Source organism: Aliikangiella litoralis (assembly GCF_052495765.1).
Window position 1 is genome coordinate 1,527,836 of record NZ_CP199292.1, and the last position, 20,874, is coordinate 1,548,709.

At 35.8% G+C, this 20,874-nt stretch carries 16 protein-coding genes; 11 read left to right on the top strand and 5 right to left on the bottom strand.

Features of this window, described 5'->3' with window-relative positions; genetic code table 11:
* Positions 1-190: 190 nt before the first annotated feature.
* Complete coding sequence (locus ACT5E3_RS06385) at positions 191-2,509, bottom strand: methyl-accepting chemotaxis protein (protein WP_444997472.1); 2,319 nt, start codon at positions 2,507-2,509, stop codon at positions 191-193.
* 393 nt (positions 2,510-2,902) lie between these two features.
* On the opposite strand from ACT5E3_RS06385, the gene rnr reads away from it, so the two are divergent.
* From rnr to ACT5E3_RS06400, 3 genes are all read left to right on the top strand, one after another.
* Complete coding sequence (gene rnr, locus ACT5E3_RS06390) at positions 2,903-5,347, top strand: ribonuclease R (RefSeq protein ID WP_444997473.1); 2,445 nt, start codon at positions 2,903-2,905, stop codon at positions 5,345-5,347.
* A gap of 3 nt (positions 5,348-5,350) precedes the next feature.
* Complete coding sequence (rlmB, locus tag ACT5E3_RS06395; RefSeq protein WP_444997474.1) at positions 5,351-6,097, top strand: 23S rRNA (guanosine(2251)-2'-O)-methyltransferase RlmB; 747 nt, start codon at positions 5,351-5,353, stop codon at positions 6,095-6,097.
* Between the two features lie 64 nt (positions 6,098-6,161).
* Entirely contained in the window at positions 6,162-6,845 is a 684-nt protein-coding gene (locus ACT5E3_RS06400) for an NYN domain-containing protein (protein WP_444998583.1), read from the top strand.
* A 204-nt stretch (positions 6,846-7,049) separates the two neighbouring features.
* On the opposite strand, the gene ACT5E3_RS06405 is transcribed toward ACT5E3_RS06400, so the two are convergent.
* Both ACT5E3_RS06405 and ACT5E3_RS06410 read right to left on the bottom strand, forming a co-directional pair.
* On the bottom strand, positions 7,050-7,784 hold the full coding sequence (locus ACT5E3_RS06405) for an MBL fold metallo-hydrolase (protein WP_444997475.1): 735 nt from the start codon (positions 7,782-7,784) through the stop codon (positions 7,050-7,052).
* A 28-nt stretch (positions 7,785-7,812) separates the two neighbouring features.
* The gene (locus ACT5E3_RS06410) at positions 7,813-8,424 is read right to left on the bottom strand and encodes a hypothetical protein (protein ID WP_444997476.1); all 612 of its coding nucleotides are present in this window, start codon (positions 8,422-8,424) and stop codon (positions 7,813-7,815) included.
* A gap of 193 nt (positions 8,425-8,617) precedes the next feature.
* On the opposite strand from ACT5E3_RS06410, the gene ACT5E3_RS06415 reads away from it, so the two are divergent.
* From ACT5E3_RS06415 to ACT5E3_RS06430, 4 genes are all read left to right on the top strand, one after another.
* The gene (locus tag ACT5E3_RS06415) at positions 8,618-9,220 is read left to right on the top strand and encodes a DUF1287 domain-containing protein (RefSeq protein ID WP_444997477.1); all 603 of its coding nucleotides are present in this window, start codon (positions 8,618-8,620) and stop codon (positions 9,218-9,220) included.
* Between the two features lie 91 nt (positions 9,221-9,311).
* Entirely contained in the window at positions 9,312-11,087 is a 1,776-nt protein-coding gene (gene aspS, locus ACT5E3_RS06420) for an aspartate--tRNA ligase (RefSeq protein WP_444997478.1), read from the top strand.
* A gap of 34 nt (positions 11,088-11,121) precedes the next feature.
* On the top strand, positions 11,122-11,865 hold the full coding sequence (locus tag ACT5E3_RS06425; protein WP_444997479.1) for a YebC/PmpR family DNA-binding transcriptional regulator: 744 nt from the start codon (positions 11,122-11,124) through the stop codon (positions 11,863-11,865).
* Between the two features lie 385 nt (positions 11,866-12,250).
* The gene (locus ACT5E3_RS06430) at positions 12,251-12,520 is read left to right on the top strand and encodes a hypothetical protein (protein WP_444997480.1); all 270 of its coding nucleotides are present in this window, start codon (positions 12,251-12,253) and stop codon (positions 12,518-12,520) included.
* Between the two features lie 28 nt (positions 12,521-12,548).
* Here ACT5E3_RS06430 and ACT5E3_RS06435 read toward each other — a convergent pair whose 3' ends face one another.
* Both ACT5E3_RS06435 and ACT5E3_RS06440 read right to left on the bottom strand, forming a co-directional pair.
* Positions 12,549-13,166, bottom strand: a complete 618-nt coding sequence (locus ACT5E3_RS06435) for a glutathione S-transferase (protein ID WP_444997481.1) — start codon at positions 13,164-13,166, stop codon at positions 12,549-12,551.
* Positions 13,167-13,301: 135 nt separating this feature from the next.
* Complete coding sequence (locus ACT5E3_RS06440; RefSeq protein WP_444997482.1) at positions 13,302-13,856, bottom strand: DUF3592 domain-containing protein; 555 nt, start codon at positions 13,854-13,856, stop codon at positions 13,302-13,304.
* Between the two features lie 301 nt (positions 13,857-14,157).
* Here ACT5E3_RS06440 and ACT5E3_RS06445 point away from each other — a divergent pair, with 301 nt between their 5' ends.
* The 4 genes from ACT5E3_RS06445 (at position 14,158) to ACT5E3_RS06460 (ending at position 20,105) form a co-directional block, all read left to right on the top strand.
* Complete coding sequence (locus ACT5E3_RS06445) at positions 14,158-14,526, top strand: putative zinc-binding protein (protein ID WP_444997483.1); 369 nt, start codon at positions 14,158-14,160, stop codon at positions 14,524-14,526.
* An 88-nt stretch (positions 14,527-14,614) separates the two neighbouring features.
* On the top strand, positions 14,615-15,133 hold the full coding sequence (gene ruvC / locus ACT5E3_RS06450; RefSeq protein WP_444997484.1) for a crossover junction endodeoxyribonuclease RuvC: 519 nt from the start codon (positions 14,615-14,617) through the stop codon (positions 15,131-15,133).
* 54 nt (positions 15,134-15,187) lie between these two features.
* Positions 15,188-15,796, top strand: coding sequence for a Holliday junction branch migration protein RuvA (gene ruvA / locus ACT5E3_RS06455; protein WP_444997485.1), 609 nt, complete (start codon positions 15,188-15,190; stop codon positions 15,794-15,796).
* A gap of 274 nt (positions 15,797-16,070) precedes the next feature.
* Positions 16,071-20,105, top strand: coding sequence for an AraC family transcriptional regulator (locus tag ACT5E3_RS06460; RefSeq protein WP_444997486.1), 4,035 nt, complete (start codon positions 16,071-16,073; stop codon positions 20,103-20,105).
* Positions 20,106-20,874 lie beyond the last annotated feature (769 nt).

Consider the following 20,874-nt stretch of genomic DNA (forward strand, 5'->3'; position numbering starts at 1 on the left):
GCGAAGACTACCAGAAAATGAGAATTAGATCAGAAAAAAGTCTCATCTATTGAATGAGGTTTATAATATTATACTAGTGATTATTAGTATAACCGGGAAAGAACTATATATTGATACTTACCAAAAAAAGTTGCTATAAAGCTCTTCGATTGCTGAATCGGGGTTAAAGTGAGTTATAAATAAGGATTAATTAGGTTTTAAATTGTTTAACCAAATGTTCTAAATTATGAGCTAATGCTGATAACGCATCACTTGATTGAGCTGTACGTTCAGAGTCGGAAGAGGTTTCTGTTGCGATAGTATTAATTTGAACTAAATTCTGGTTAATTTCTTCGGTTACACTTACTTGCTCTTCTGAGGCTACAGCAATTTGTGTACTCATTTGATTAATTTCATTAACCGCGTTAGATATATTGGTTAAAGCATCACCAGCCTTGTGGGCTTGTTCGACAACTTGTTGAATTTCTGATTGACTATTATTCATTAAATCAACAGACTCTCTCGCTCCTAACTGCAAACGCTCTACCATACTGTTTATTTCTTCTGTAGATTCTTGTGTTCGACCAGCTAAAGTTCTTACTTCATCAGCTACAACAGCAAAACCTCTTCCTTGTTCACCTGCTCTTGCTGCTTCTATTGCTGCATTTAGCGCTAGCAAATTGGTTTGATCGGCAATACTTTTGATGACATCTACTACCGCGCCTATGTTCTCACTTTCTTGTTCTAGGCTTCTTATCGACTGAGTTCCTGCGCTCATTTTGTCAGCAAATGACAGTATTTTTTCAATCGTTTGTTTAACTACTATGTCACCTGAATTGGTTTCATTGTATGCCTGATGTGCTGCTGATGCGGTTTTAGAAATATTCTCTGCAACTTGCTGAACCGTTGCGCTCATTTGATTGATAGCTGTTGCGACTTGTTCTGTCGCTAGACGTTGTTTGTTAATGTTTTTCTGAGTTTGAGTGCTAATATTGAGAGTATTTTTTGCTGCTGAGGCAATTTGTTGAGATGAAGTGGCAACATGTTGCATACCATCATGAAACTGCACAAGCATTTGGTTGAGTGATTGACTCGCATCTCCAATTTCATCTTGAGAAATGTATGTTGAACGAATGGTGAGATCGGCATCCTTCTCAATGTTATTTAACAGAGTACTTAATTGAATGATAGGACTAGTAAATTTGTTAGCAAAGAATATACCCATAAGCAAGCCTATTACCGCTAAGATTAAGGTAACAACACTTGCCACATATAATATATCTTCTTTAAGAATGTAAGCTGGCTCATAGGCTTCTTCTTTGTCTATTTCACTTAAAATTACCCAATTGAGACCTGTGATGTTAAGAGGAGAATATGCAGATAATACTGGAACATTTCGATAGTCAGGGAATATATCAAAACCGATTTTACCTGAAAGGGCGCTATTGGTGCCTCGTGTGTTGATTGTTTGCAGGCCAATGTTAGTATTTTTAGCTTTAATCGTCTCGATTATTGAAGGGGCTGTTCCCGTGGTTTTTAGTAAGGCGAGATAGCTGTTTTTGTCTTCTATAAGAAATCGGCTCATACTTCGCGCTTTTTTATCTGCACCAACAATATAAGACTCTCCTGATGTGCCGAGTCCTCTTTCTCCCCAGTTGCCGTTATAGGTCATAATGCCATTAATAATATCAATTGGCATTTGGAAAATAAGTACCGCTATTGTTTGTCCGTTTTCAATAATAGGAGAGGCAATAAATGAAGCCGGATCTTCATAAGATGGAGGATAAGAGGAAAAATCAGTAATAGCTGATTTGGCTGAGCTATTTTTAATGCTTTTAAAAACTTGTCCAATACCTGTTTGAGAAAATGGGCCATTGATTAGGGAAGTAGAATAGTCTAATTCTTTGAAAACACTGTATACAATATCTCCACTTTCTATATCAGCAATGAAAATATCATAATAACCAAATTGTTGTTGATACTCTTTAAAAACAGGGTGATATTTTCGATGATATTTAGCATAGTTGGTATTGTCTGTAATTTCAGTTAGTTTGTCTTTTTCACCCAATTTATGGGGATTAGCTGCAATAAACTTGTGTTGTAGCACTAAACTGTCTTTATCAAGTTGCTCAATCCAATTGCTAACTGAGGGTAGTGACTGGGTATTTCTCTTTTTGTATTCATTTAAAAAGTCGTTTTGATAGTAGCTCATCAATTCTGACTTAGCTTGGTCGACAGGGTAATTAGTGTCTGTTTTATAACTGGAAAAGCTAGTAGTAAAATCTTTAGCGGCATTAATAGTCATCGTGTTTTTGCTAAAAGTGATAATTTGTTTTTGAATAACGTTGAAGTAATCTTCAATTCTGCTTTTAGTGATATCGCGGGCCGCGACAAGCCGAGATTCTGCTGAACTATGTAATGCTTGTTGGCTAGTATTTGAAGCATGAGTACTGATAATTAGTGATGCAATAATGACTGGAAGCGCAGCTAAAAGACTTGCCCCAAGACGTATTTTATGCTTCAATCTCATCGATTAAACCTCACCGGAATATAAAATCATAATCAATAATTGATTAGCCATTAATATCATTACATCTGGCTAATTATTCCTTATTCTATAAGCAGTATAGTCCAGAACTATCTATTTTCCCTATTTCTTGTGTTTGAATAATATAAGGCTAATTTATTATGTAAGAGAGCCAACTTTGCATGGTTTAATCGGTGGTACATTTATAGACTTAAGGCCAAAGGGGGTTATGATGCGCTAAGCATCATTAGTCTTATTTTAATTATTGGAATATTTAAATAATAATTGATGTTATTGATACATTTAACCTTGTGTTTTTACTAAGTTTACATAAATCATGCTATATAGGTTAAACTAGTCTTACTTAATTCTTTGGTAAAATATAATTAGACATACATGGCTAAAACCGATCCTCAAATATCCGATCCTCACTTCGATCGGGAAGCGAAGAAATATGAAAACCCAATTCCGAGTAGAGAGTATATTCTTGATATGCTGGAAAAAGCTGGTGGGCCACTTAAACTCAAAGCAATTCAATACAACTTAGGCTTATATGAAATTGAAGAGGAAATTGCGCTTTCACGCCGTTTGAAAGCAATGGAACGTGATGGCCAAATTCATTGTGGTCGAAGAGGAGCTTATGGAATAGTTAATAAATTGGATTTAGTCAAAGGGACTATTTTAGGGCATAGAGAAGGATATGGTTTTTTTGTACCAGATGAAGGGGGACAAGACTGGTTTGTGTCGGCGCGTGAAATGCGACGAGTTTTTCCTGGTGAAAGAGTTTTGGTCAGACAAAAAAACACTCATAGTGACGGGCGCTCTGAAGCTGGTATTGTGGAAGTGCTGGAAAGTGAAGAACCATTGCAAATTGTCGGCCGTTTTTACCAAGAGAGTGGTATTTCATTTGTTACGCCAGAAGATACTCGAATTGCTCAAGATATTCTTATTCCTCCTGATGATCCTTTAAGAGCTGAAGTAGGACAAGTCGTTGTAGTTCACATAGTCACCAGACCAACGTCGCGCTCAAAAGCGGTTGGCACTGTAGCGCAAATCCTTGGGGACTATTTATCACCAGGTATGGAAATTGAAATAGCCATTGCTCAATATGGTATTCGCAATCAATGGAACAGTGAAATTCACGATCAATTACAAAAGTTACCACTTGAAGTATTGCCTCAAGATCTTGATGGCCGAGCTGATTTACGAGAACTACCATTGATTACTATTGATGGAGAAGACGCACGTGATTTTGATGACGCGGTTTATTGTAAGCCAACTAAGTCGGGCGGGTGGAAGTTATGGGTTGCAATCGCCGATGTAAGTCATTATGTCAAGATAGATAGCCCGCTAGATAAAGAAGCTATTCAGAGAGGGAATTCCGTCTATTTTCCCAATGCCGTTGTGCCTATGTTGCCAGAGCAAGTATCAAATGGTTTATGCTCACTTAAACCCAACGTTGATCGTTTGTGTATGGTATGTGAAATGAGTGTGAGCTCACACGGCGTGGTCAGTCGAAGTAAATTTTATCCTGCGGTTATGCATTCGAAAGCTCGTATGACTTACAATAAAGTGTGGGATATTTTACAAGGTGATACTCAGTTATGCCAAGAATATGCCCGTTTAGTTAAGCCCATTCAAGATTTACATCAACTATTTAAAGCTCGTCTCACTTATAAGCAAAAAAGGGGAGCGATTGATTTTGAAACAACTGAAACCCAAATTGTTTTCAACGAAAATAGAAAAATAGAAAAAATTGTTCCTGTCATAAGGAATGATGCGCATAAAATTATCGAAGAGTGTATGATTTGCGCTAACGTGGCCGCTGCAAAGTTTTTTAAAAAACATAAAGTGCCTGGTTTGTTTCGGGTTCACCTTGGACCTAAAGAAAAGAAATTAGAAACTTTTCGTAGTTATTTGGCTGAGTTAGGGTTATTTATGACCGGTGGTGATAGTCCAACCCCACAAATTTTTAGGTCATTACTCGAAGAAATTCAAGAGCGGCCAGATGCAGAAAATATTCAAATTATGCTACTACGTTCAATGAGTCAGGCTGAATACTCTCCTAACAATGCTGGTCATTTTGGCTTGGCATTTGATGAGTACACTCATTTTACTTCACCGATACGAAGGTATCCCGATTTGATTGTTCATCGAATTATTAAAGCATTAGTTGCCGATGAAATATTGCAAAGTGCAAAAGAGAGCAAGTCTGTTTTAAATCAGTATGATAAAAAAACTTTATCCGCAATTGGACAGTCTAGCTCACAAACAGAAAGAAATGCCGATATGGCAACTCGTGATGTTAATGATTGGTTGAAATGTGAATATATGCAAAGTCATATAGGTAATCAATATTCTGGTGTGGTGAGTAGTGTGACCAACTTTGGTTTGTTTATTCGTCTAGATGATGTTTATGTTGAAGGTTTGATCCATGTGACAGAGTTAGGAGACGATTATTTTCATTATGATAACAAGCGTCAGAAAATGGTGGGTGAAAGAACGAGAGAGACTTTTTCTATTGGTGACAAGGTTGATATAGAAGTTACTAAAGTTGATATGGAGCAAAGAAAAATTGATTTTTCTTTGCTGAATAAAAAAGGCGAAGTTAAAAAGCCGGGTAGGAAAAAAAGTGAGCGTGAAAAGTTATATGCAAATGCCAGAGTTAAGGCATTAAAAGCAAAATCTGGAGGTAGAAAAAATACCAACAGCAAAAAACAAAATGCTAGCAAAGTTAATAAAACAAAAGCATCGACTAATAAAAAGCAAACATCTCAAAAAAGAAAAGCCAAGTCGAGTACCGCTAAAGCAAAAAATTCATCTAGAAGAAGTAAGAAGTAGCTCATGAGCCATAATGAAAAAATTTTTGGTATTCACACTGTTGAGAGTGTGTTATCAAGAACGCCAGAAAAAGTAGTACAACTTTTTTTACAAAAAAGTCGAAATGATAAAACTTTAAACCATATTGAGTCTTTGGCTAAAAAAGCCGGGTTAAGGTATCAGATGGTTGATAAAAGAAAAATGGATGATTGGGTTAAAGGAAGTCACCAAGGTGTCATTGCTGATATAAAAGTTAATGATGCGCTGATGAATGAAAATCAGCTATTAGAATTAGCTGAAGAACAGAGCAACTTGCTTTTATTAGTGTTAGATGGTGTGACTGACCCACATAATTTAGGGGCTTGCTTGAGAACTGCTGATGCCGCTGGAGTTAGTGCCGTTGTTGTCCCTAAAGATCGTTCAGCTTCATTAACTGCGGTAGCCAGAAAAGTGGCTTGTGGTGCTGCTGAGCAAGTACCTGTTGTTAAAGTAACCAACTTAGCTCGTTTTTTAAATCAATTAAAAGAGAGAAATGTTTGGATTATTGGAACTGCTGGAGAAGCTACTGCTGATATTTATAATACTCGCTTTAGTGGTGCAACTGCCTTGGTAATGGGAGCAGAAGGCAGTGGTATGAGACGTCTAACCAGAGAAAGTTGTGACCAATTGATAAAAATACCAATGGCTGGTAGTGTTTCTAGCTTAAATGTTTCGGTTGCATCAGGTGTCTGTTTATTTGAAATTGTCAGGCAGCGTATATTAAAAAATTAATTAAGTTATTTTATAACGTAGGAGTTCTTTTATTAATGAAATTAAGCAAAAAATAGCATTATTTATCGATGCTGATAATGCGCCTGCTAGCAATTTTGATGATGTATTAAGTGAAGTCGCTAAGTATGGTGTGGTAACAATCCGCAAAGCTTATGGCAACTGGAAGTCACCAACTTTAAAACCTTGGGAAGAGTTATTACATGAACATGCTATTCAACCTGTTCAACAGTATGACTTAACTAAAGGTAAAAATGCTTCTGATATTGCGTTAGTCATTGATGCTATGGATGTGATGTATACAAAGCAAATTGATGTCATGTGTTTTGTTTCATCGGATAGTGATTTTACACCGTTAGTTACCAGAGTATTGGCCGAAGGAAAAGTGGTTTTAGGATTCGGTGAGCGTAAAACGCCAAGTCCATTTGTCAATGCCTGTTCAAAGTTTTTATTTTTAGATCGGAATGACAAAGAAAAGCCATCGAATACTAATAAAACTAAAACGATTAAATCAGATACTAAGTTAATTCATTTACTCCGTCAGGCGATTGAGGCAACTGAGGAAGAAGATGGTTGGGCTGGTTTAGGTCCTGTTGGTTCCCACATATCGAACAAAACTTCTTTTGATAGCCGAAACTATGGATTTAAAAACCTAAGTAGTTTATTTAAAGCAATTGATTTATTTGAAATGAAGCGTGGCCCTGGTAACTCTTATTTTGTGCGTGACAAGCGCAAAAATAAATCGACTTAATCACTATTTTATCAACAATGTTAAGATAGATTGATGTCTGTCGAAATATTCTACTACCACATAGGTAATCATTAATACAAAATGCATGATTATTTATATGGGCCCCTTTAATTTCTCTATTTTAGTCTTTAGATAAGAGCACAGACCACCTTAATGAAGATGTTTTACATCAAGTGGCCTCTGTTTAATTTGCAGATGGTCACATCAATTGTTTGCAATAGCAACATCTAGCCGTTCAAACCAGTCAAGAAACTCATGTACCATTTTCCCTTTAAAAATGGCCCCATGTTGTGGAGCCATAATTTCAATATCAAGTTTTCTCACACGAGAAATCCATTGCTCTTTAGCTTTGTTTGATGGCATCCAGCGACGATGAAAATATTCCATTTTTGGTATGTGAGCTTCAAAGTCATCAACAAAAAATGGTGCATTTGCTTCATCAAGCGCAGCGCCGATATCGCCGCTCATGAGTATTTTGGCTTCTTTGTCAAAAACATTAAAGTTGCCTGATGAGTGTAGATAATGAGCAGGAATAAAATTGAGTGTGATGTTACCCAGTGCTAGTTCTCCACCTTCGTCTGCTATAGGCTCAAATTCAATATTGTTCATTCCAAAGTGTCGAATAAAAGATTCCCAAATCCACGGAGAATAAAGCTTGGTATCTTTCAGACATTGATCCCATAGACCTAGTGAAGAAATGATGTCGGGATCTTGATGAGAAGCGAATAATGCTTTGATATTATCAAGTGTTGTATATCTGAGTACAGAGGTTAGCATTTGTGAAAATAACTCTATACCTCCCGGATCAAGAATGACACTTTGGTCATTGTTCATAACCATGAACTGATTAGTATCAATAATACGCTCGTCTTTATCTGGGTCCCTACCAAAGCAAAGCCATTGGTGGCTGCCTTTTTGATATAGCGAAATTGCTTTCATGCTTTTTCCTTAAATGGTTGTTAATGCGCTAGTATTTCAATTGCGCTAAATGCCGTCTGGCATTTTCTAAATGAGAATTGATACGCTTGCCTGCACTGGAAACTTTGTCTGCTACAGAGTTGAGAGAGTTTTGAAAATCTTCGTGGGCTCGAGAGGCTTCAACTCGTGAAACAACAGAAACAACTTGTGTTGCTCTAAGCTCCATTTTGGTTTCATCTAATCGATCAACTAATTCTCTTAGCCCTGAACTAATACTTTTATCAAGCTCATTCCTAGTTTTATTAACTGTAGTGTAAATAGGCGATAATTCACTGTCGATATTTTCACTGGCTGAATAATCAACTTTATCTAGTCTAGAAATAAAGCCCTGAGAGCGAAATAAATCGGCGGCTATTTTAGTTTGAGATATTGCGATGATGTTAACTTTACGGGCAGCATCGATTGTTAGTTTAGAAAGCCCTTCTATAAATCGTGTAATTTCATTGAAGCCTGCGGCTGTTGAACCTGCTCTTACGGCTAATGCTCGTGCATTTTTAGAAGTGATTGATAGTTCTTCTGCGATAGACTGGGCTCTAAAAAGCTCAGATGCCACATGGGCAACTGAAATAAAAGTTTCTGCGGCTTTGTTTGATTTAGCCATGGACTTCTCTTTGAATGATTGATTTTTATAAAAAATTAAAAATATAATGTAATAAATAGGTGATTTATTCGAAGATTGCCAGTTCGTTGTAGTTTATTTTAAAGTTTAAGCTTGAAAGTAAGTTTAAAAGAGTTGTGACAGATGGCTCTAATTTAAAATATTAGAATCACTTTATGACAAAGATGAGGCTTATATGTATCGTTGGTTGTTGGTTATTTTTTTAGCCTGTTTGGGGATATTCACTGAAACTCAATCTGCCCAAAATGGGCAACCCTGGCAGCAGCAATTAGCTAAGGCTGCAGAAGAGAGAACAACACACAAAGTCATTTATAACGGTGCTTATCGTCAATTGGGTTACCCTGGTGGTGATGTTCCGAATAATATTGGTGTGTGCACTGATGTGATTGTGCGCAGCTATCGAAAATTAGGTATAGATTTGCAACAGCTAGTCCATGAGGATATGCAAAGTCATTTTAAGTTATATCCGAATTTATGGGGACTTAAAAAGCCGGATAGTAATATAGACCATAGAAGAGTACCTAACTTACAAGTATTTTTTCAGCGATTTGGGACAAACCTACCTGTGACCAATATGCCGCAAGATTACATGACGGGTGATATTGTCACCTGGAGGCTTTCAAATAACTTGCCACATATTGGTATTGTCGGAAAACAACGCTCAAAGGATGGTGAACGCTATTTGATTATCCATAATATTGGTTTAGGCCCAAAACAAGATGACTTTTTGTTTAAGGCTAAGATTACCGGCCATTATCGTTTTTATAAAAGTGAGTAAAGCATCGACTTTATACCTTTCATCCAGTAATATACGCGGTTTTCTATAGGGCATAAGTCCTGTATTTGAGTTATATTTTTAAGGTTATATTATGCGTAGCCATTATTGTGGTGATTTACTAAATGTTTCTGCGGGCGAGTCAGTTAAAGTGGCTGGATGGGTTCATCGACGACGAGATTTAGGTGGCCTTATCTTTTTACAGGTTCGTGATCGAAGTGGCATTATTCAAGTGGTTGTTGAGCCAGATCAGGCGGAGTTATTTGCCCAAGCTGAAGATTTACGTAGTGAGTTTGTTGTTTCTGTTGAGGGCTTTCTACGCTTACGTCCCGATAATATGATCAATCAAGATATGGCAACAGGCACAATTGAATTACTCGCCACGGGGTTAATAGTGCTTAATCGAGCGGCTCCACCTGCTATTCTTATCGATGGTCACGAAGATGTATCAGAAGAGCTTCGTTTAAAATATCGATATTTAGATTTGCGCCGTCCTGAAATGCAAGAGCGAATTTTATTTCGTAATAAAGTTGCAAAAAAATTAAGAGATTTTTTAGAAGCAGAGCATTTTGCTGATATTGAAACCCCGATATTAACTAAAGCAACACCGGAAGGAGCACGTGACTATATTGTGCCCAGTAGAACCAATAAAGGTTCTTTTTTTGCTCTTCCTCAATCGCCGCAACTATTTAAACAATTGCTAATGATGAGTGGTTTTGATCGTTATTATCAAATCGTGCGTTGCTTTCGTGATGAAGACTTAAGAGCCGATCGCCAACCTGAATTTACACAACTCGATATTGAAACTTCTTTTATGGATGAAGAAGCCATTATGGGTATGATGGAAAAAATGATTCGCCAACTTTTTGTTGATTGTCTCGGTGTTGAGTTGGGGGATTTCCCTCGCATGCCTTATGCTGAAGCTATGCAGCGGTACGGTAGTGATAAGCCCGATTTGCGAGTGACAATAGAGTTAGTCGATGTAGCTGATTTATTGAAAGAGATTGAGTTTAAAGTTTTTTCAGGGCCAGCTAATGATCAAGGTGGTCGTGTAGCGGCTATTTGTGTACCTGGAGGAGCTGAGCTAAGCCGTAAACAGATTGATCAGTATGGTGAGTATGCTGGTCGCTATGGCGCGAAAGGTTTAGCCTGGATCAAAGTAAATGAAGCTGGCAAAGGTGTCGCTGGTGTACAGTCTCCTATTGCTAGGTTTTTAGATGATGACATCATTAATCAAATCATTGCACGAACTCATGCTAGTGCAGGCGACATCTTATTATTTGGAGCTGATTCAAATAAAGTCGTGACTGATGCATTAGGCGCTTTAAGATTAAAAGTTGCTGAAGATAGAGGCCTAGTTGAAAATAGTTGGAAACCGTTATGGGTGGTTGACTTCCCAATGTTTGAAGCTGATGGTGGACAAATGCATGCATTGCATCACCCATTTACAGCCCCACAAGAAAACGATGCTGAAAAATTAAAAGCTCGACCAACAGAAACATTATCGAGAGCTTACGATATGGTACTCAATGGGTGTGAAGTAGGTGGCGGCTCAGTGCGTATTCATGATCAAAATATACAAGCGGCTGTGTTTGATATTTTGGGTATCGAAACACAAGAAGCAGAAGATAAGTTTGGTTTCTTATTAGAGGCATTAAAGTATGGATGTCCTCCACACGGTGGTATTGCTTTTGGCTTAGATCGACTCGTCATGTTAATGGTAGGAGCTGACTCTATCAGAGATGTGATTGCGTTCCCTAAGACTACGACTGCAAGTTGTCCTTTAACGTCAGCACCATCAAAAATTTCTCAATCGCAGTTAGATGAGTTGGCGATTGCCTCTACTGTAAAAAACAAAGAGACTGAGTAAATATTAAATTAGAATAGAAAACTGGAGTTTAGCAATGGCTGGTCATAGTAAATGGGCTAATATTAAACACAGAAAAGCTGCGCAAGATGCTAAGCGTGGAAAAATTTTTACTAAAATCATTCGAGAAATAGTGGTTGCTGCCAAAAGTGGTGGCCCAAACCCCGAAGATAATCCTTCATTAAGAGCTGTGATTGATAAAGCGCTAGGTGCAAACATGAAGCGCGATACTATTGATAAAGCAATTGCTCGCGGCGCTGGTAATGCTGAAGGCGATAACTATGAGAATTTAACCTATGAAGGCTATGGGCCTGGCGGGGTCGCTATATTAGTTGAGTGTTTAACTGATAATAAAAACAGAACGGTTGCTGAAGTTCGTCATGCATTTACTAAAGCTGGGTGTGAGCTAGCGACTTCTGGCTCGGTGGCTTATCTTTTTGAAAGAAAAGGACAGATTATTTTTTCAGCAGCGGTCGATGAAGACACTTTAATGGAAGAGGCGCTTGAAGCTGGCGCCGATGATATCGTTAATCATGAAGATGGAACATTTGAAGTGTTAACCCCTCCTGAAGACTTTATGGCGGTAAAAGATGCATTGGTTGATAATAATTTACAACCTGAAGAAGGTGATATCTCAATGTTACCTGCAACTCAAGCTGAACTAGATATTGATACCGCTGTTAAAGTGCTTAAGTTAATTGATCGTTTAGAAGATTTAGATGATACTCAAAATGTTTATAGCAATGCCGATATCCCGCCAGAGGCTTATGAACAACTGTAGATAAATATAGGGTTGTTGATGTTTAATCAGCAACCGTCTTACTGTTTTTTAGATCCCAATGACTGCGTTAGCTTTATTCTTTTTTTAATTAAATCATATTTAATAAAAAGTGAACTAATTTCTCTGATTTTAAGCTCAGGTTAATTATCGACTATACTTGTTTAGGGTTATTATTAGTTGATATATAGCTAAATCACTATAAATTGCCACAATAAAAGCCGTTATTTTTGCCGCTCTTTTCGTTGTCTGACTTGTCCATAGAGCGGCTATGCACTGCGCCAGACGCCTTAATAGTGACAAAAATTCCTGATTTTTCTCTATGCCAATTGATAGTGATTTAGCTATAAATAAAATTATTGTTGAATACAATTCAGGATAATTCCTTATGTTATTTTTTGTTGATTCATTCGACCAGAGTGTTGAGGCTTTTTCTTCTTTGGATAAGATAGCCAAACATATTCTTAGTAAGTTAGGCATTACATTAGAGCTAGGAGTAGAACCAATCAAGTTAGCTCAAAAGAGTTTAGGTAACCGAGGAAAAGTGGTTGGTTATGCTGGAGCATTTGAATTGATTGCAAATACTCCTGACAAAGAAGCACAAGAGCTTTCATTAAAGTTTAAAGAAGCTTTAGAACGTTTTAAAAAATATGGTTAATGTGTAGTAGCTCAGACTTGATCTAACTCTATGCCCGATAGTCTTTTATTAATGTTCCTGCACTAATAGTTTCTTTTTCATGATCCGTTTCAATCCAAGGTTCTTTAATGGCTTCAGATTGCCATTTTTGCATAGAATTAAGTGTTAGTAGGTGTTCACAATAAGCTAATGCTTGGGTACTCATCGGTAAATTAAATGTTTGAATACGAAATACAACTGGTGCAAAAAAAGCATCAACTGCCGAAAAATTTTTTCCTGCTAAAAAAGGACCTTGAAATTCTGAGAGTCCTTGATTCCACAATTCATCGATTCGATTGAGATCTTTCTGAAGGTCATTCGATATTTCATTGAGCTTTACACGTACTGCACAGTTCATTGGACAAGTTTGACGAAGTGCAAAAAAACCAGAGTGCATTTCTGCGGCGGCACAACGGGCCCAGGTTCGAGCATTTTTCTCTGAAGGCCATATCGTTTTATGCTCTTCTGCCAGATATTCTGCTATAGCTAAAGAATCCCATATGTCTCTTTCTTTGTCTTTTAAACAAGGCACCATTCCATTAGGAGAAAACTCTCGAAAAGTATTCCAGTTTGAACCTGAGCCAAAAATAAATGTTTTCTCTTCAAAATCAATTGATAATTCAGTCATTAAAATCCAAGGTCGTAAGGACCAGGATGAATAATTTTTATTGGCAATATTGAGAGTGTACAAATTGAATTCCCTATTTTATTTTTGATGAAATTAGTGAAACACATATCCATAAAGTTTTAAAGTAACCAATTGTTATGATTTTTTAAGGAACTTCTTAATATAAGAATTGATACAGCGGTAAGTATTGTAGATTGCTTCACACAAAAATCTCAATCCATAAAAGAGGCAAATTAACGCCAGTATTGAAGAAACAATTGAAGCGAAGCTGAATGGTATTTTAAGGATTGACGTACCAGGATTTTCTTGTGAATATCGGACTTCGAGCTTTTTTCCAACAGAGTAATCCTCTAATTCATTTCTAACCGTTGAATAGCTATTAACCCAATGGTTTGCTTGTCCTGAATATAATTCGTACAGGTGATAAGATTGCCCGTCTACATGATATTCAATGTGAACACGTAAACGATACATTGTATCTTCGTTGTGGAACTCCGGTTTATCTGTAAGAATTTTAGCGCTTTGAACAATGCCCGTAGTTGTTGGCCAGTTGTATAGGTTTGATCGTATATAGTCGTAGCCGTGTGGACTGACATAAGTTAAGACTGCACTAAACGTAAGTAGAATAAAACAGAGAAAATATCCAACTGCAGGTGACTGAGCTTTTCTAGCATTTTTGATTTTAAACATTTTGTTATTTTGATTTGCCTATTCAAGAAGGTTCTAAAACATGTTTCTCATGTTAAAACGCCCAAGGTTGTTCAATATTTCTAAAATATAACATTTTGCTTATTCGATGGGGAGCAATGTGAAAACCACAAAATAGTGAAACTTAGAGCAGTGATGAAAAAGGACGACAACCTGTTTTATTACTTTTAGTACTAAATACTTTGCAAGTAGGTTGATTGACATCATTAAATGAAATAGACACTTGCCAGTATGATCTGGACTATGAGCTTGATTTCGTTTACTCGTTGGAGTTTTATCTGTGGTGGAAAAAAATAATGATGATTTGCCTTTAATCTATTCTTGTTCGGGGTGTTCTAATATCGCACAATTAGCCAATCAAGTTGCGATTGAACTGGATAGAGAAGGTCTTGCTGAAATGTCGTGTATTGCCGGAGTTGGCGGCGGAGTAGAGCCACTTGTCAAAAAAGCTAAATCTGGCCGAAAAATTATTTCGCTAGATGGGTGTCATTTGCACTGTGTAAAGCACTGTCTTTCAAAGCATAACATCGAGTCAATGTCTCACTACACGCTGACTGAGTTTGGCATTAAGAAGAAATATCATAAGGATTTTTTACCCTCAGATGTCGCTAATGTTAAAGCAAAAGTGATTGAGGCGATTAACAAAGGCTAATTTACTCCAGGTTAATTAAGAGAGCCAGTTTGCATTGTTAAAATATGATATATTAACAATATCTGATCTCGTTTTTACTTGTTGTTTTATGTCCATTATTTTAGGTATTGATCCTGGCTCTCGTATCACAGGTTTTGGTGTGGTTCGAATGAATGGGAAAAAATTGGAATATGTTGCCAGTGGCTGTATTCGGGTCAAAGATGGAATATTATCCGATAAGTTGAACCAGATCTTTGATTGTATTGCTGAAGTAGTACAAGAGTATAAACCTGATGAGGCTGCAATTGAGCAAGTGTTTATGGCAAAAAATGCTGACTCTGCACTTAAACTAGGCCAGGCTCGCGGTGCAGCAATGGTTGCGATGGCACAGCATGCGTTGGTTGTTGCTGAATATTCTGCCCGCCAAATCAAGCAATCTGTTGTTGGCACTGGTGGGGCCGATAAGTCTCAGGTTCAACATATGGTGAGCAGCTTGCTTGGTTTAAGTTCATCTCCACAAGCGGACGCTGCAGATGGTTTAGCTGTGGCTATTTGTCATGCTCATGCCATGCAAAATGCGCTGTTTAAGGCTGGAGCCAAAAAAGTAACAAGAGGTCGCTTACGCTGATATTGTAGGCAATTGGCGTTATTAAGATTAAGTTTAAAATAAATAGAGAAGAATATGATTGGAAGGTTAAGCGGGATTATTTTAGAAAAACAACCCCCATTTTTATTAATTGATGTTAATGGGGTTGGCTATGAATGTCAGGCTCCGATGAATACTTTTTATAATTTACCAGAAGTGGAGCAAAAGGCCGTTTTGCATACGCATCTTTCAGTGAATGAAAATGCTCATACATTGTTTGCTTTTTATAGTTTAGAAGAGCGAAAACTTTTCCGTGAACTGATTAAAGTTAATGGTGTAGGACCAAAGTTAGCTTTAGCCATATTATCTGCGATGAGTGCTATTGAGTTTGTACAAAGTGTGCATCAGGGGGAGGCAAACACGCTGGTTAAAATACCTGGGGTAGGTAAAAAAACTGCAGAGCGGCTCATTATTGAAATGAAAGATCGGCTAAAAGATTGGCAAGTGGATTCAATAACTCAAACAGATGCCAATCAATCCGGTTCTGTATCGCAACCAGTTGGAGGTAATGTTCAGGAAGCGATTAGTGGGCTAGTCGCTTTAGGCTACAAACCTGTAGATGCCAGCAAGGCAATAAGCAAACTGGAAGATGACAATTTACCAGCAGCAACTTTAATCCGCCAAGCACTCAAAAATATGATGTAGTTTGGCTAACTTTTATCTAAAGTCTAATATCTACTTGGCAGCTTATAACTTATTATATAAAGCAAGTTTTTAATTCAATTTTAGAATGTTTTAAATCAGTAATTAGTTTTTTTGAGTATAACCTTTCTATTATTTATGTGATTAGGTTCTTAAATCTATATCAGATACGCTTAAAATGTAATTAATGAGAATTTGTTACTTGCATTTGCAATATTTTAGGCATTAGAATCGAAAGAGTAGCTAATAATTATTCAGATAAAATTGGAGCTGCTTTTTGAGCCTTATTTCACGTTATATAACTAAACTTGCTTTTTTGAGCCTATTGTATTGGGTTTGTTTTCCTACAAAATCTAATCAGTTTGAACACCAATTTCAGTTTTTGTCTAGTCAAAACGGGTTGACACAAAATACGATTATAGATATTGAGGAAGATGCAAATGGAAATATTTGGATTGCCACTGAAAATGGGCTTAATCGGTTTGATGGTGTTAGAGTTACTCAGTATCTAAAAGATAATCCTGACTACTCAATTGCAGAAAATAATATTATCGATTTGCAAGTGAGTAACGATGGCAAGCTTTGGGTGTTGACTCCTCACTATATTTTATTTGAATCAAATGATCAGTTTGAAGTGTTTTCTCGTATAGAAGATATAACGACTGCAATTGATAAAAACTCTCTTCGACAGCTCAAATTTTTAAAGAATAATGCCTTGGTTGTTATTGGTGCTAAAGCTTTTGTTATTCTTAACCAAGATAAAAAATTAATCGACTCAGTTTCTTTTCCTTTATTCAATAATAAAACTTGGTTTTTAATGAAAACTATAGTGCATATGGATGATTTGATTTTTGCAACGAATAGAGGTCTGTGGATTTACCAAAAAGAACGTCAGTTTTATCAAAGAAATAATTGGCCAACAGTTTTAAAAGAAAAACACATACAGTCAGCTATCAGTAGCAACCAACAGCTAGTCGTTAATGGTGTTGACCGTCTATTTATATTAGATAATGAATATAACTTGCGTAAATCTCATTTGTTTAAACAAAACAGCTTTTCATCTTATCCTTATTTATTGGCTCAAGATCAATCTCGTAACCGTTTTTGGCTTGCTTCTTCATCAGAGATTTTTCAATGGGAGTACTCTTCTAATGATTGGACTAAGGCAGCCTTTAAAAAATCAAAAAAGAAATCTACATTAAATAGTTTTATTTATCAATTATTTGTTGACTCTAATAGTAATGTTTGGGTCGGTACGTCAATGCAAGGTGTTTTATATTTATCTAAAAACGCGCAAAAATTTAAAGTATTAAAACAAAAAAATACTACCAAACCAATGATAGTAACGGCAATATCGCCGGAGTATGATAAAAAGTTTTGGATAGGTACTTCTGAAGGAGAAATATATCAATATCATAAAAAACAGCTCAGCCAGCAAACCGTTAAGTTTGATAACTTCTTGAATAATCCTAAGGTTATTAGTCAAATTACAGGTATAATCAAACAAGGTAACTACTTATGGATTGCGACTTACGTTGGTTTGTTGCGTTATAACCTTGATAGTAAACAAGTTGAAAATTGGTTTAATGATAGTGAAAAACACAATGCCTTTTCCGATATTTCTACAATAAAAATCATTGATAATGAGTTATGGGGATTGAGTTCAATTATTGGCATTTTTAAAGTGTCTTCAGACCAAAAAGTAACAACATATTTCCGACAACAATCTTATTGGGATCCTGCTTGGAATAAACTAAGATTTATTTCTATGCTGGAGACTCAAAATGATATTTATTTTGGAACGCTTCAGGGCAAGGTTATTGTTTACAATAAAAACAAACATCACTTTAAAGCAATTGAAGTGTTTAATAGTTTTGAAAAACGTATATTAAATTTGGTACTAGATCAAAATAATCATATTTGGTTTAATTCTGATGATGCTCTTTATGAATATAATCCTCAGTCGAATATTATTTCACGACGTTTATCTGCTAGAGAAACAGGGCAGTCTGCATTTTATTCTCTAGTTTTTGATGAGCATCAACAGATTTGGATTGGTGGCAGCAATGCTTTGGTTTTATATGATTATCTGAGCCAATCTAAACAAGTCTTTACCGCTAAAGATGGTGCTATTGGTAATGAATATAATTCAGTTAGCCAGCTATTTGGTAAACACATTTATTTGGGGACTATTGACGGTGTATTGCAAATTGATACTAGTCATGTTTATCAACGTCCTAGTGTTCCTACCGTTAAGCTCGATAACATTGGCATCAAAAATCCATATAATAATGAGCTGAAATCATTCAAACAATGGCCAGAAAATTTAGTCTTGAATGATAAACAACAATTAAATATTTATTTTAGTGCCCAAAAACGTCTTAATGCCAATCAAATTCAGTTACGCTATAAACTCAATAATGAACCATGGCGGCTAATTAATAATTGGCAGTTAACATTAGATCCTCTTCACTTTAAAACGGGAGATAATCAATTAACTATACAGTCTTCATGGTTATACAGCGAAAACTGGACAACAAACTACCATTTTACATTAAGTGTTTTGGGATTATTTAATATTCCACTTTATGCTTACTGGATATTGTCTGTAATTTTACTTGTGTTTTTTGTGGGCTTTATCTTTTATGTTTTACGAATTTGGCAAGCCTCAGAAGCACATCTAAATGTTAGAGTTGAAAAGAGAACTCAAGAGTTATTTTTTAAAGTAGAACAAGTTGAAAAAATTAAATCTATTTTGTTGAAGTTTGGAGATGTGATTTCCCTGAATGTATCTAACAACTTAATACATTCGTTGCATCAACGAGAATGGGTTTTTATAGAGCTGTGGAAATTATGGGATAGTATTAACCGAAACAGCTTAAGTATCTTGTCTCAGGGGGATGAGTATCGAGTAAAAATGTTTCTAGAAAATATCATACATGATGACTTTATTTTTAACGATATTGTTTTGCCTATAGACTTTAATGATCAAGATCATTTGCAAAGCAATATTTCTCAAGAGCTGTTACAAGCTTTGTTTAAAATATCCTATCTTTTTACGGCTTATTTCTCAACGGCAAAAAAATTGTCGGTCAATATTGAAAAAATAACAGCTAGGAGAGGAGGGGTTAGTTTTATAGCTCCATTAGATAAAAGTGAGTTAGATAGGAATTCTTCTCAATTTATCATGTTTGAGAGTTTATTTGCTTGTTTTAATGAAATGACTAAAATGTTTAATTACTCTAGTGAATTAATGATTAATGATTCTATTTTTACTTGGAAAATTCAATTTCCTGTTTCTCAAATTTGGCGAGGAAGTTTAGCTAAAAAAGAGAAAATAGTGAATTATAATACGCACAATTTAAATAGCCAACTCGTTGATAGTGTAAATATTAAACACCAGGCTTTAAACCTCAGCTCTAAATCATATGAAGAGAAAACTCACTTAATAAAGCAGATTGGGATAATTTATCTATCCAAGATAAAATTCGATTATGTGGAGCCGTCTGAACCATTACCTAAAGTGATTATTCAGTCATTAGTCGAAAGTCAGCACAAGATGGTTAAACTTGTTAATCATAAGGCTATTAATGATTTATTTAATAATTCTAAAAATAACCGAAGGTTGGCTGTTATTGTATTAGACTGCTTTTTAGAACAAACACTGATAGACTTTTTAATAGAAAAAAATGCAGAGACGATGCGTTCGTTATTAGTTTTATGTCCTTGTTCTGCTTCAGAAATTTTTGAAAAACAAATTGATATACCTGAAAATTTTCTTATATTACCTTGGAATACTCCTCCATTAATTATATTGCAGCTTGTCGAGTTTTTAATAAGTGACAATTTATATGAAAAAGCGGACACTAATAAAAAGGTTAACGTTGATAGCTCGTTAAACAATAAAGCATTGAGTCAACAGCAAATCAACACTAATGATTCGGATAAAAGATGGCTTAATGATAATTCATCTGTTTTTTTAGATGAGCTCAATCAATATCTAAGTGAATATAGTTCGGATGAGTCTTTAGATGTTGAAAAAGTTGCCTTTGCGCTTAATATGAGTTCTCGTCATCTTACTCGTAAAATGAAAGAGTTTTTAAATATGACAACTGGTGATTATATTAAACAATATCGTTTAAAACGATCGTTGAGTTTGCTCAAGAAAGGTTTTCCTATTCATCAAGTTTCAAAAATGGCTGGTTTTTCTTCTCGTAGTTACTTTTCAACTTGTTTCAAAAAAGCCTATGGTGTTGTTCCTTCAGAATATAAAACGATTAAACATCAAGCAATAGAATCAGTTGATAATTAAAAATAGAACTGAGCATTGTTCATTTCTTTTGTGAGTTAAATGTTTGTGTTTTATTAATTTGATTAGTGTTGGCTAATTAACTCAGCTCGGGATAAGAAAAATCATCAGAGCGTCTATTTTTGCGGCTTTCAGCGTTAAGCGCTTTTGCAATAACTGGCTATTGCGGCAGTCACTTGCCTTGATATCCACAAAAATAGTCACACTGATCTCAAGTGGAAACGGCAATTCAATTTAATTGGGTTTTAAGTCATTGAAAATAAAAATGATTCTATTAATTATTTTGAATTTACTTATCCCGAACTGAGGTTAATTATTATTGAATGACCTGTTTTGTATGGTTGTTATCTGATCTATCTATTCGGTTAAGCTTATGTTTAATGATGACATTTGAAATCCAGACTGTTTTTGTTGTTTTTTCATATTGCTTGGAAAAAGCTTTTAGCTATTTGATACAGGTACTCTATTGAAGTTGTTATATTTTTAGGCTTAGCACTAGTTAAAAATAATGTCTTTATATTGATCTCATGTGTCTGTATTTTTATCTTTATCAGACGTTTTCTACAAAATCTAAACAGATTATATATGGCTGTCGTCATTTTTATCCTCAAACCTGAATAATCATTAATAAGCTTACTTTCCAACAATTCAGGGTAACTACGTCAAGTTATCTTGTTTGAATCCATTAGAGACTAATGACAGATGTCACTTTTGGGGATTTTGAAATAGAAGCTTATTTTGAGAAAACTCAAACGACGCCGTTGTTTTAGGG